The sequence below is a fragment of the Bradyrhizobium sp. LeoA1Lang genome, from assembly GCF_055413685.1.
The window spans coordinates 1-12568 of record NZ_JBVAPG010000205.1 but is presented as its reverse complement, the minus strand read 5'-3'; the positions used below and the strand labels follow the sequence as shown (position 1 = coordinate 12568).

The 12568-nt window shown below is 63.9% G+C and carries 13 protein-coding genes and 1 riboswitch; of the genes, 8 read left to right on the top strand and 5 right to left on the bottom strand.

Annotated features, from left to right (window positions below; genetic code table 11):
* Positions 1-267 precede the first annotated feature (267 nt).
* Positions 268-1266, top strand: a complete 999-nt coding sequence (locus tag ACZYOF_RS38415) for an Hsp33 family molecular chaperone (RefSeq protein ID WP_282532250.1) — start codon at positions 268-270, stop codon at positions 1264-1266.
* 136 nt (positions 1267-1402) lie between these two features.
* Here the strand turns inward: ACZYOF_RS38415 and apaG are convergent, their stop codons facing one another.
* The gene (gene apaG / locus ACZYOF_RS38410) at positions 1403-1795 is read right to left on the bottom strand and encodes a Co2+/Mg2+ efflux protein ApaG (protein ID WP_282532251.1); all 393 of its coding nucleotides are present in this window, start codon (positions 1793-1795) and stop codon (positions 1403-1405) included.
* A gap of 228 nt (positions 1796-2023) precedes the next feature.
* Here apaG and ACZYOF_RS38405 point away from each other — a divergent pair, with 228 nt between their 5' ends.
* Genes ACZYOF_RS38405 through ACZYOF_RS38395 form a run of 3 tightly spaced genes read left to right on the top strand, consistent with a single transcriptional unit; the run spans position 2024 to position 5064 of the window.
* Positions 2024-3274 (top strand): OpgC domain-containing protein, encoded by a 1251-nt coding sequence (locus ACZYOF_RS38405; RefSeq protein ID WP_130577641.1) that lies wholly within the window; start codon positions 2024-2026, stop codon positions 3272-3274.
* Positions 3271-4029 (top strand): SGNH/GDSL hydrolase family protein, encoded by a 759-nt coding sequence (locus ACZYOF_RS38400; RefSeq protein ID WP_463719007.1) that lies wholly within the window; start codon positions 3271-3273, stop codon positions 4027-4029. Before ACZYOF_RS38405 ends, ACZYOF_RS38400 begins: the two co-directional genes overlap by 4 nt.
* 15 nt (positions 4030-4044) lie before the next feature.
* Positions 4045-5064 (top strand): SGNH/GDSL hydrolase family protein, encoded by a 1020-nt coding sequence (locus tag ACZYOF_RS38395; protein ID WP_463719006.1) that lies wholly within the window; start codon positions 4045-4047, stop codon positions 5062-5064.
* Positions 5065-5144: 80 nt separating this feature from the next.
* Here ACZYOF_RS38395 and ACZYOF_RS38390 read toward each other — a convergent pair whose 3' ends face one another.
* Entirely contained in the window at positions 5145-6338 is a 1194-nt protein-coding gene (locus ACZYOF_RS38390) for an O-succinylhomoserine sulfhydrylase (protein ID WP_463719005.1), read from the bottom strand.
* 64 nt (positions 6339-6402) lie between these two features.
* Positions 6403-6482: riboswitch (SAM riboswitch) on the bottom strand.
* Positions 6483-6590: 108 nt separating this feature from the next.
* On the opposite strand from ACZYOF_RS38390, the gene ACZYOF_RS38385 reads away from it, so the two are divergent.
* The gene (locus ACZYOF_RS38385) at positions 6591-7697 is read left to right on the top strand and encodes a 2'-deoxycytidine 5'-triphosphate deaminase (protein WP_130577645.1); all 1107 of its coding nucleotides are present in this window, start codon (positions 6591-6593) and stop codon (positions 7695-7697) included.
* Positions 7698-7853: 156 nt separating this feature from the next.
* Here ACZYOF_RS38385 and ACZYOF_RS38380 read toward each other — a convergent pair whose 3' ends face one another.
* Together ACZYOF_RS38380 and ACZYOF_RS38375 are read right to left on the bottom strand one after the other, a co-directional pair.
* Positions 7854-8180: a hypothetical protein gene (locus ACZYOF_RS38380; RefSeq protein ID WP_463719004.1), complete on the bottom strand. Its 327-nt coding sequence runs from the start codon at positions 8178-8180 to the stop codon at positions 7854-7856.
* A 382-nt stretch (positions 8181-8562) separates the two neighbouring features.
* On the bottom strand, positions 8563-9303 hold the full coding sequence (locus ACZYOF_RS38375) for an SDR family NAD(P)-dependent oxidoreductase (RefSeq protein WP_463719003.1): 741 nt from the start codon (positions 9301-9303) through the stop codon (positions 8563-8565).
* A gap of 101 nt (positions 9304-9404) precedes the next feature.
* Here ACZYOF_RS38375 and ACZYOF_RS38370 point away from each other — a divergent pair, with 101 nt between their 5' ends.
* Complete coding sequence (locus ACZYOF_RS38370; RefSeq protein ID WP_463719002.1) at positions 9405-10016, top strand: TetR/AcrR family transcriptional regulator; 612 nt, start codon at positions 9405-9407, stop codon at positions 10014-10016.
* Positions 10017-10048: 32 nt separating this feature from the next.
* Here the strand turns inward: ACZYOF_RS38370 and ACZYOF_RS38365 are convergent, their stop codons facing one another.
* Positions 10049-10282 (bottom strand): hypothetical protein, encoded by a 234-nt coding sequence (locus ACZYOF_RS38365; protein ID WP_282532257.1) that lies wholly within the window; start codon positions 10280-10282, stop codon positions 10049-10051.
* Positions 10283-10756: 474 nt separating this feature from the next.
* Between ACZYOF_RS38365 and ACZYOF_RS38360 the strand changes: the two genes are divergently transcribed.
* Positions 10757-12202, top strand: a complete 1446-nt coding sequence (locus ACZYOF_RS38360; protein ID WP_463719008.1) for an MATE family efflux transporter — start codon at positions 10757-10759, stop codon at positions 12200-12202.
* 128 nt (positions 12203-12330) lie between these two features.
* Complete coding sequence (locus ACZYOF_RS38355; RefSeq protein ID WP_463719001.1) at positions 12331-12483, top strand: hypothetical protein; 153 nt, start codon at positions 12331-12333, stop codon at positions 12481-12483.
* Positions 12484-12568: the final 85 nt, after the last annotated feature.

The window sequence follows — 12568 nt, the reverse complement described above, 5'->3', positions numbered from 1 at the left end:
GCTTCGACGTATCCATTCCAATGCGGATAATCTGCGTCACGGACGGCTCCCTCGTTTGAGATTTCGACAACCTCATTCTGGCACAACTGATGCCGTAGGGGGCCGTCCACCCCATCAACCACAGGCCGATCGCGTTCGCTCGAGCGACAGCGAAGCGCAACAACCATCGCTGGTGGTTATGGATCCCTGCTTTTCGCAGGGACGACAAACAAAACGACGAATGTGAACCCCTTTCGTTTCGCCTCTCAAGACCCCAGATAGAGCGCCATGGTTTCACAATCCCCCGACATCAAGATCACGGAAACGCCGACCCGCGCGCCATCGGCCGTGCCGGTCGACGACGCGGTGTTGCCGTTCGAGATCGATGCACTCGATCTGCGTGGGCGGCTGACGCGGCTCGGTCCCACCCTCGACGACATCCTGCACAAGCACGATTATCCGCCTGCCGTCGGCAAATTGCTCGGTGAGGCGATCGTGCTGACGACGCTGCTCGGTTCATCCCTGAAGTTCGATGGCCGTTTCATCCTGCAGACCCGGACCGACGGCCCGGTCTCGTTCCTGATCGTCGATTTCAAGGCGCCCGATCGGCTGCGGGCCTATGCGCGCTACGATGCGACGCGGCTGCACGACGGGCTCGATTCCGGCGCGCTGCTCGGCAAGGGCCATCTCGCGATGACCATCGACCAGGGGCCGGACATGAGCCGCTACCAGGGCCTGGTCGCGCTCCATGGCGGCAGCCTCGAAGACGCAGCCCATGAATATTTCCTGCGCTCGGAGCAGATCCCGACGCGCGTTCGCCTTGCGGTCGGCGAGGAATGGCGCGGCGGCGACGGCGGCAAGGTTCGCTGGCGCGCCGGCGGCATGCTGCTGCAGTTCCTGCCGAAGGCGCCGGAGCGCGCGCGGCAGGCCGATCTGCATCCCGGCGATGCGCCCGAAGGCACCGCCGCCCATGAGGTTCCGGAAGACGATGCCTGGGTCGAGGGGCAGTCGCTGATCGGAACGGTCGAGGACGTCGAACTGCTCGACCCTGATCTGTCGGGCGAGCGGCTGCTATACCGCCTGTTCCACGAACGCGGCGTGCGTGTGTTCGCGCCGCTGCCGCTGCGCGCGCAATGCTCCTGCTCGCGCGAGGCGGTGTCCTCGATGCTGAAAAGCTTTACGGCGAAGGATCGCGCCGACATGGTCAAGGACGGCAAGGTCGTCGTCACCTGCGAGTTCTGCTCGTCGGTCTACGAATTCACGCCGGAAGAAGCGGGCGTGGAGTAGGGCTATCGAACTTAGAATTGTAGGGTGGGCAAAGCGTAGCGTGCCCACCATCGCGAGCGGAATCTGGATGGTGGGCACGGCGCGAAGACGCGCCTTTGCCCACCCTACGATTTCCCCGTGAGGGCACACGCGCTCGTCAATTCAACACTCTCTTCCCGTCCGGGCTGTCGAGCGAAAATGTCGGCACGTCGATCTCGAACCGTTCGCCGCTTTCGCTCACCATCTGGTAGCGCCCGCTCATGATGCCGGAGGCGGTCGGCAGCGGCACGCCGGAGGTGTATTCGAAGCGCTCGCCCGGCGCGAGCACCGGCTGCTCGCCGACCACGCCCTCGCCGCGCACTTCCTGCTGGCGGCCGGTGGCGTCGGTGATGATCCAGTATCGCGTGCGCAGTTGCACCGTCTCGGTGCCGGAATTGGTGATGACGATGGTGTAGGACCAGAAATATTGCCGGTTCTCGATCGACGAACGTTCCGGCAGGAAGTTCGGCTCGACGGTGACTTCGATGTCGCGGGTGACGGCGCGGTACACGTTTCAGTCTCCTCAAATCGCATCATAGCCAATAAGTCCGTCGGAACCAATCGTTGGACCGGCTGACGAAAGTTTGCTCAGCTGGCGTTTTTCATCGCCGTTTGACCATAGTTCCGCTCTAAAGGCGCGAGCATCCGCGTCAATTCCGTATCTTGTCCGCAAGCGGTGGGCGGATATTATCTTTTTCGAGTCGGGGCGGCGCAAAACTTCGCACGGTCATGGTGCCCGATGACGTCGATTGCCGATCCAATTTCCGGAACGCAGCTTGCCGACGCCAAGGATGCGAGCGGAGCGGTCGCCGCCGCGCCCGCGATCACGATGCCCGCGACCTCCGAGCGCGAATTGCGGCTGGATTTGTTCCGCGGGCTCGCGCTGTGGCTGATCTTCATCGACCATTTGCCGACGAACATCCTGACCTGGCTCACGATCCGCAACTACGGCTTCTCCGACGCGACCGAGATCTTCATCTTCATCTCCGGCTACACCGCGGCCTTCGTCTATGGCCGCGCGATGCTTCAGGCCGGCTTTGTGGTGGCGACCGCGCGCATCCTGCGCCGCGTCTGGCAGATCTATGTCGCCCACGTATTCCTGTTCACGATCTTTCTTGCGGAAATCTCCTACGTCGCCACCCGCTTCGAGAACCCGCTCTACACCGAAGAGATGGGGATCATGGATTTCCTCAAGCAGCCCGATGTCACCATCGTGCAGGCGCTGCTGTTGCGCTTCCGTCCCGTCAACATGGACGTGCTGCCGCTCTACATCGTGCTGATGCTGTTCCTGCCCTTGATCCTGTGGCTGATGAAATGGCGGACCGACGTGACGCTGGCGCTCTCGGCCGGCCTCTACGTCCTGACCTGGCATTTCGATCTCTATCTCAGCGCCTATCCGAACGGCGTCTGGGCGTTCAATCCGTTCGCCTGGCAATTATTGTTCGTGTTCGGCGCCTGGTGCGCGCTCGGCGGCGCAAGAAGGATGTCGCGTATCCTGGCCTCCCCGATCACGCTCTGGATCTGCATCGCCTATCTGTTCGCGGCGTTCCTGGTCACGCTGTCCTGGTATCTGCCGCAGCTCGGCCACATCGTGCCGCGCCGCATCGAGCAGTGGATGTACCCGATCAACAAGACCGATCTGGACGTATTGCGCTTTGCCCATTTCCTGGCGCTGGCGGCCATTACCGTCCGCGTCCTGCCCCGGGATTGGCCGGGCCTGAAATCCCCGTGGCTGCGACCTTTGATCCTCTGCGGCCAGCACTCCCTTGAGATATTCTGCCTTGGCGTGTTCCTGGCATTTGCCGGGCACTTCATCTTGGCCGAGGTGTCCGGCAGCGCCGGGATGCACTTCCTGGTCAGCGTCACTGGGATTGTCATCATGTGCGCCATGGCGTGGGTGATTTCGTGGTACAAACACTCCGCCGACAAAGGCGCCGCGCGATACAAGAGCGCCGGCGGCAATGCCGACCTGGCGGGAGGGGCGGTATGAAGTCCGGCTTATGGACTGTGCTGGGCCTGACATTGCTGGCCGGTTCTCTGTCCGCGGCCCCGGCACGCGCCGGCGATCCCGAGCAGATTTGCGACGTCCCGGCCAATCTGCTGTCCACCGAAAGCTCGTTGTCCAAGGTGGCCGAGGCGGTGAGGAGCGGCCAGCCCCTGAACGTGCTCGTGGTCGGCAGCCGTTCCTCCACCATTCCCTCCTTCGAGGCCAGCGCCTACCCGGCAAAGTTGCAGGCGGCGCTCAAGGAAAGCCTGCCCAGCACCACCGTTAACCTGTCCGTGGAAGCACAGTCCGCCAAGACCGCGGAGGATATGGCGGCCGGCTTTGTTAGGCTGGTGGAAGCAAAACGGCCTACTTTAGTGGTCTGGCAGACGGGAACCGTCGATGCTATCCGGTCGATCGATCCTGACGATTTTCGTAATGCCCTCGATGCGGGGATTACTGCGTTGCAACAGGCGGGAACCAATGTGGTCCTGGTCAATCTTCAGTACAGCCCCCGCACCGAAAGCATGATTTCCGGCTCACCATACCTAGATAATATGCGGGTGTCGGCGCAAGAACATGATGTCCCGCTGTTTGATCGTTTCGCCATCATGCATCACTGGAACGATGCCGGTGATTTCGACCTGTTCAGCTCCGCCCACGGCGTGGAACTGGCCAAGCGGGTGCATGCCTGTCTCGGCCGCGCGCTGTCGAAATTCGTGATCGACGCGGCCCACCTCGGACCGGCGCAGCAGAACTAAAGGGAACCAGCGTTAATGAGGACCTACCGCCCTTTTTGTCGAAGCGCATGGCTGGTCGCAGCCGCCGCCGTCGCGGCAGCCGTGCTCGCGACCTCGCCGCTGCGCGCGCAAGTTGCGCAAGGCGACCAGCATGCGACGCTTTCTGAGGGCGCGAAATCCCACCCCTCATCCGACAAATCGGGACCATCCACGCCGGCCATCCTGTCCGGTGCTGCGGGTGCCACCGAGGCCGATGCCGCCAAGAAGGGCATCGCCGGCAAGGCGATCGACAAGGTGAAGGAGGTCGCGAAGTCGGCCAGCGACATCTTCCGCCGTGTGCCCTGCCTGCCGCCGAAGGGCGTGTCGAAGACGATGGGCTCGCTGCCCCACGTCGCGAGCAAGCTTGCCGCGGGCCAGCCGGTTACCATCATCGCCTTCGGCTCCTCCTCGACCCAGGGCTATGGCTCGTCGGCGCCGGAATTCACCTATCCGAACCGGCTCGCGGCGCAACTGCACCGCCAATATCCCGGCGCCGACATCCGTGTCGTCAACCGCGGCAGGGGCGGCGAAGACGCGCCCGAAATGATGCGGCGCCTGCAGACCGAGGTGATCGATGCGCATCCGGACCTCGTGATCTGGCAGGTCGGCACCAATGCGGTATTGCGCGACCTCGACCCGAGCGAGACCGAAAAGATGGTCGAGGATGGCGTGGCGCGCATCCAGACGGCCGGCGCGGACGTCGTGCTGGTCGATCCCCAATACTCGCCGCGCGTCACCGAGCGCGCCGCCAGCGCCAACAAGATGATCCGGCTGCTCAACCACATCGCCGAGCTCCGCCATGTCAGCATCTTCCCGCGCTTTGAGGTGATGCGTGAATGGCACGAGAAGCAGTCGATCCCGATCGACAGCTTCGTGATCGCCGACGGCCTGCACATGAATGATTGGGGCTATGCCTGCTTCGCCCAGTTGCTCGGCGACGACATCATCAAGTCGGTCGGCCAGATCAAGCTCGGCGTCAACGTGCCGGCGGATGTGCGGACGTACAGGCCGATGTAAGCTGAAAGCGAATGGCGAGTGGCGAATAGCGAATGGGGCTTGACCCTACTCGCTACTCCCTATTCGCCATTCGCCTTGGATCACACCGTCTCCAGCGCCTCGACAAAATCCTCGATCAGATCATCGGCGTGCTCGAGGCCGGCGGAGAAGCGGATGAACCCTTCGCTGATGCCGAGCTCGGCGCGCGCGTCCGGCCCCAGGCGCTGATGCGTCGTGGTGGCGGGATGGGTGACGAGGCTCTTGGCGTCGCCGAGATTGTTGGAGATGCGCGAGATCTTGAGCCCGTTGAGGCAGCGGAACGCGCCGGCCTTGCCGCCCTTCACCTCGAACCCGATCAGGGTCGATCCCGACCGCATCTGCTTCTTCACGGTGGCTGCCTGCGGATGATCGGCGCGGCCGGGATAGATCAGCCGCGTGATCTTCGGATGGCTTGCCAGCACGTCTGCGATCTTCGCGGCCGTCTCGGTCTGCGCGCGGACGCGCACAGCGAGCGTCTCCAGCCCCTTCAGCAGCACCCATGCATTGAACGGCGACATCGACGGCCCGGTCTGGCGCAGGAAGTTATGGATGTGCTCGGTGATGAAAGCCTCGGAGGAAAGGATGATGCCGCCGAGGCACCGCCCCTGGCCGTCGATATGCTTGGTCGCGGAATAGACCACGACGTCGGCGCCGAGCGAGAGCGGGCTCTGCCAGATCGGGGTCGCGAACACATTGTCGACGATCAGCCGTGCGCCGCCCTGATGCGCGATTTCCGCGATGGCGCCGATGTCGAGCACGTCGAGCGTCGGGTTGGTCGGGCTTTCGAGGAAACACGTCTTCGTGTTCGGCCGGATCGCCTTTTTCCATTGGTCGTGGTCGAGCCCGTCGACCAGCGTCGACTGGATGCCGTAGCGCGGCAAGAGATCCTCCACCACGTAGCGGCACGAGCCGAACATCGCCTTGGAGGCCACCACGTGATCGCCGGCCTTCAGCGGCGCGAGGATCGCGGTCGTCACCGCCGCCATGCCGGTCGCGGTCGCGCGCGCAGCTTCCGCGCCTTCGAGTTCGATCATGCGGCGCTCGAACATGGACACGTCGGGGTTGGAGAAGCGCGAATAGAGGAAGCCGGGATCCTCGCCCTTGAACCGCGCCTCGCATTCTTCGGCGGTCGCGTAGACGAACCCTTGGGTCAGGAATATTGCCTCGGACGTCTCGCCGAATTGTGAGCGTAGCGTGCCGGAATGAACCAGCCGGGTTTCGGGGCGGTAGCGGGCGGATGATTTGGACTCGGACATAGGACCTCCAACGTGACCATCCTTTCGAAAATGGTCACAAAAAAACCGGCCTAAAGGGCCGGGATCGCTGAGGTCCCCGGCCTGTTTAGCGACTTATTTAACGTGGCTGCAAGCCGGCCGGCTCAAATCACCACGGGATAAGTCATGCTGATATTCGTTCCCGCTCTTTCCGTCAAGGCGGGCATCGGCTAACCGGTAAAATCCATTTTTTGGGCCTTTTGTGGCTCTAAGCCGTCTTGAGGGACCGCGTCCGTGTCGTTCGTGCTGCAAGACGATGCCAATGGGATCCTGCCCGACCGCATGATCGCGGCGATGGCGGATGCAGGCCTGATCCTGCCGGTCTATCCCTTTGTCGAGAGCCAGATCCAGCCCGCGAGCCTCGATCTTCGCCTCGGCGACATCGCCTATCGCGTGCGCGCGAGCTTTCTCCCCGGTCCCGGCGCCACCGTTGCCGAGCGCATCGATGAGTTGAAGCTGCACGAGATCGATCTCGCCGACGACGCGGTGCTGGAGACCAATTGCGTCTACATCGTGCCGCTGCTCGAGAGCCTCGCGTTGCCGCCGGAGATCATCGCGGCCGCGAACCCCAAGAGCTCGACCGGACGGCTCGACGTCTTCACCCGCGTGATCGCCGATGGCACGCGTCGTTTCGACGTGATCGGTGCCGGCTATCACGGCCCGCTCTATGCCGAGATCAGCCCCAAGACGTTTCCGATCCTGGTGCGCGAGGGCTCGCGGCTGTCCCAGGTGCGCTTCCGCACCGGCGATGCCGTCCTCACCGCCGACGAGCTCGACGCGCTGCACAACGCCGAACGCCTGGTCGATATCGACGATGCCGATCTCACCGATGGCGTCGCGGTTTCGGTCGATCTCTCGGGCGAGAATTCCGGCGGCTTCGTCGGCTATCGCGCCAAACGCCATACCGGCGTGGTCGACGTCGATCGCCGCGGCGGTTATCCGGTCGATGATTTCTGGGAGCCGATCCGCGCGCGCCCCGACGGCAGCCTGATCCTCGATCCCGGCGAGTTCTATATCCTCGCGTCGAAGGAAGCTGTGCAGGTGCCGCCGGACTACGCCGCCGAGATGGTGCCGTTCGATCCTTTGGTCGGCGAATTCCGCGTGCACTATGCCGGCTTCTTCGATCCCGGCTTCGGCTATGCCGGCGCCGGCGGGCAGGGCGCCCGCGCCGTGCTGGAAGTGCGCTCGCGCGAGGTGCCGTTCATCCTCGAGCATGGCCAGATCGTCGGCCGCCTCGTCTATGAGAAGATGCTCGCCCGGCCCGATGCGATGTACGGCCAGCGCATCGGCTCGAACTACCAGGCCCAGGGCCTGAAGCTCTCCAAGCATTTCAGGGTGTAGGTCCGCTGCTACAGCGAGAATGCAGGTCTGCTGAAGAGGCATGCACTGGCTCGCCTGGAAATCAGCTCTCCGGCCAATACTCATGTGCGGCAACGCCCTCGAGAGCGAGGCCGTGGCTGAGATGCTTCAGCATCATCTCTTTGAGCTCCTGAACCATCACCACTCTCGCATAGCGAAGCGTGAGAGGGGGTTGCTTGAGAAGTTGCCTCGCGAGTTCCCTGGCGCGCGGCAGCAGTTCGGCTGCGGCGAAAGCGTGGTCGAGTCGATCTCTTCGATGAAGGCACCGCCGGTGCCGGTCATGATGACGATCTTGTTTTCCTTGTCTCTTCCGATGTCATGGAAGGCCGCCCCGAGCTGACTATGCGGGCTACCGTCCCACACCAGGGTTTTTCCATTCGTATGGAAGGTGATCTCCAAGATCCCGTCGTTGCGCTCCATCCGGATATTGGAATACTTGTTTCTATAGTCTTCGAACTGGGCCATGGTTGTTTCCTGCTGTGCTTTCACCAACTTGACCAAGTGGTGATGACAGGCATTGAGCCTGCTCTTCCACAGCTTTCATCTAGCAAGTCATGGCGATGGCCGGACGAGAATCCGGTTACCGATATAACGGAAAGCCGCCGCCCGAACTTGGAGGGTGCGTAGACTTGGCGTGAGCGCCATGCAGGCGATATCACCCGGCATATGCTTGCGATATACGTCGTGGCTCGACCTCGGTATCGTCAGCCAAGTGGCTGCCACCGGATGGTTCATCGCACAGGCGCAGCCGATCTTGTCACGACCGTAACGTAATTATGCGCCAGTCCAGAAGAAGCCGCACCGGGGCGCGGGGCCCCGGCGAGCATGACGCACAAAGTCTGGCCGCTCACGCGTTGGCGCCGCCGTCGATGGTAAGCTCGGTGCCGTTGATCGAGCGCGCCTCCGGCCCAGCCACGAATGCGACCAGCGCTGCGACGTCGTCCGCCTTGCCGTAGCGGGGGATCGCCATCCGCGCCCGCTGGGCGGCCGCCTGCTCGCCTTCGGCGGGATTCATGTCGGTGTCGGTCGAGCCCGGATGCACGATGTTGACCGTGATGCCGCGGCTGCCGAGATCGCGCGCCAGGCCCTTTGTCCAGGCGATCAGCGCGGATTTGCTCATCGAGTAGAGGCTCATGCCGGGACCGGGCACCTGGGTCGCCAGATTGCTGCCGATCGAGATGATGCGGCCGCCTTCGCCCATGTGCGCTGCCGCCGCCTGCGATCCGACCACCACAGCGCGGACGTTGACCGCGAGCGTCGCATCGATGTCGTCGAGGCTGAGTTCGTCGATCGGCCCGCCCCTGAAGATGCCGGCATTGTTGACGAGAATATCGAGGCCGCCGAGCGCCTCGACTGCTTGATTCACGGCGGCCTTGACCGCGGCGGCATCGGCGCTGTCGGCCTTGATCGCGAATCCGCGCCGGCCCAATCGCTCGATCTCGGCGACCACCGCCTGCGCCTTCTCGGCCGAACGTTCATAAGTGATCGCAACGTTCGCGCCATCGGCGGCGAGCCGCCTTGCGATTGCGGCGCCAATCCCGCGGCTCGCGCCCGTTACCAACGCCCGCTTTCCCTGCAATGTGCTCATGATCCATCTCCATTTATATGTCGATCGATACATAAATAGCCCGTTGCGCCGGGCCGTCAAGCGTATTAATTTAGTGAACGACACAGAAATCGGATGGACGGATGGTCGAACGAGGTCGCCCCAGGGGCTTCGACAAGGATGCCGCGCTCGCGCGCGCGATCGAGGTGTTTTGGGTCAAGGGCTATGAAGGGGCCTCCATGACCGATCTCACCACCGCGATGGGGATCGCTTCGCCAAGCCTGTATGCGGCCTTCGGCTGCAAGGAAGAACTGTTCCGGCAAGCGCTGCAATTGTACAGCGCGACCGAGGGGCCCGAGATCTGGGCTGGCATGGCCCGCGCGCCGACCGCCTATGAGGCGGTGGAAAGCTATCTCATGCAGACGGCGAGGGCGTTCACGCGTCGGAACCGGCCGACGGGGTGCCTGGTGGTGCTATCGGCGCTGCATGCGACCGAGCAGTCCGAAACGGTGCGGCGGGAGCTGATCGCGATGCGTACGAAAAACGTCGAGGATCTGCGGCAGCGCCTGCAGGAGGGCGTGGCATCCGGCGAGATATCGGCAAGCGCCGATCTCGCGGCGATCGCCCGATACTACGTCACCGTGCAACAGGGCATGTCGATCCAGGCGCGCGACGGCGCGACGCGGCGAGACCTTGAAAGCGTTGCGCGCGCGGCGCTCGCCGCATGGAAGCCCCTGACCGGCGCGCCCGGCTAATTCGCCGGCCAATCGTCCCGGGGCGCTGCGAGCTACTTCGCGAGCAGCTCGGTCAGGTCGGTCGAACTCGAACAGCGCAGCTCATCGATTTGCCGGGCCAGCAGCAACGCGCTCGCCCTTAGCGCTTCCAGCTTTGAAGCCTCGGGATGCTGTTTTTCGAGTTCCGTGATACGATCATTGAATCCGGCCAGCTCATGCTGGAGCCGCGCGATCTCTGCCGTGGCGTCGGTGGACACCACCGGCGCAGATAGTCTGGTCGCCCGCATAACCATCTCCCCAAGTATGGTCGAGGCTTCGTGGACCGAATTCGTGGCGAGACCGAGAAGCCATTTGGGCGAGGATGCGACTGCCGCGGGCAATGTTTGCGTTCGCGTGCAGCAAAGCCACAGTAGGAACCCAGGCTGACCGTGCGCTTCGCCACGGTCGTTGCGGAATTCCGTCAGCGCGAATTTCGTGCGGCTCAAAGCGGCCAACCTCGCAGCAACCGGAACGGGAGCGAACGTGACGGCAGCCAGGCCTGCGCCAGCGTCCTGATCGGCTTGGTCGAGGGGCCGGTGACGGGCTGTGGCCGGCACATCTCGGTGCATCTGAAGCCTGTGGGCCGCGCCAGAGCGCCATTCGTCCGGGCGATCGGCCAATCGCGCAGGGGCCCCCTGCGCCGGGCGCACGTGGAATTGATCGCGGCCGTGGTAGGGAAGCACCCGCGCCGCGGCGTTCAGACCGCGGGCGTCGGAGTGGAAATGCCCGATATTGCGGTTGCCGAAATACCTGTCGACGAGGAAGAGCGCCCGCTGCCGCCGCCGGCGACGGCGCCGGCCCGCAACCGCCTCCTCGACGGGCCGATCCTGCGCACGCTGTTGTGGCTTGCCTGGCCCAACGTGATCGCGCTTTCGGCCGGCACCTGCGTGGTGATCGCGGAGACCTCCTATATCGGCCGGCTCGGCGTGGAATCGCTGGCTGCGATGGCGCTGGTGTTTCCCTGCGTGATCCTGACCATGACCATGTCGGGCGGGGCCATGGGCGGCGGCGTGGCCTCCGCGATCGCGCGGGCGCTCGGCGCCGGCGAGACCGAGCGTGCCTCCACGCTTGCGGCGCATGCGCTTCTGATCGGCATCACCTTCGGGCTCGTCTTCATGCTGGGCATGCTGATCTTCGGCCCGCATCTGTTGGAATTGCTCGGCGGCCGCGGCAATGTGCTGGCGCAGGCGATCGCCTACAGCCAGATCTTCTTCGGCGGCGCCGTGCTGCCGTGGCTGATGAACACCATGGCGGGCGTATTGCGCGGCACCGGCAACATGAAACTGCCGTCGACCATGATCCTGTCGTCCGCGATCTGGCAGATCATTTTGGGCGGCACACTGGGCCTCGGGCTCGGGCCTATCCCGCAATTCGGCATGCGCGGCGTCGCCGCCGGTTCGCTGATCGCCTATTCGATCAGTATTGCCGTGATGGGCTGGTACCTGTTTTCCGGCCGGGCGCGCGTGGTGCCGAAGCTCAGGGGATTGCGCGTCCAATGGGCGATGTTCATCGATATCCTAAGGGTCGGCGCCATCGCCTGCTTCTCGCCGCTGCAGTCGGTTCTGACCATCAGCATCTTCACCCACATGCTGGCGAATTTCGGCACCGCGATCCTGGCCGGCTATGGCATCGGCGCGCGGCTCGAATTCATGCTGACGTCGCTCGCGTTCGCGACCGGCATCGCCTCAGTGCCGATGATTGGCATGGCGGTCGGCGCCGACCGTATTGCGCGGGCGCGGCGGATCGCCTGGACCGCGGGCACGGTGTCGTTCGTCTCGGTCGGTACGATCGGCACCTTCCTCGCCATCTTCCCCGACCTCTGGGTCAACATCTTCACCGATGATCCCGCCGTGCGCCTGGCCAGCCATCAATATCTGTCGACGGCGGCGCCGATGTACGCTTTCATCGGGCTGGCGATGTCGATGTTTTTTTCCTCGCAAGGCGCGGCGAAGGTGCTGGGCCCGGTGCTGGCGCAGACCGCGCGCCTCGCCTTCATCGCTGCCGGCGGCTGGTGGCTGTCGACGCATGAGGCGACCGCGCAGAACTTCTTCATGCTCGCAGCCGCCTCGATGGTCGTGCTCGGCGTGCTCTCATGCGCAAGCGTGGTGCTGACGCGCTGGGGGCCGAAGCGCGCACCGATTGCGAAGGTAAGTCCCGCGCTGTCCTGACGCCCCGTCGTGCCTTCCGTGAGAAAGATCACGGAGAGGGCACGCGCCGAGCCGTGAACTCCACGTTGAGACGCCATGTCGCGCCCTGGTCGGCGGAGACTTCGCCGCGCCAGAGAAAGGAATTTGGCGTGATCTCAGAAAAGCCCCACCGCACCAGCCGTCCGTCCGGCCGCGTGCCCAACTGCACGATGTCGGCGCCCTCGGCGCGGCCGATCATCTGCAGGAAGGTGCGCGTGACCGGGGTGCCGTCCGAAAAGCGGTTGGAATTGAAAGTGGCGTAGTCTCCGGGGTGATCAACCTCGAATCACCCGGCGTTGACGCGCCGGGCTGGAGACCACGCCATGACAAGCGTTACCACGAAGGCTT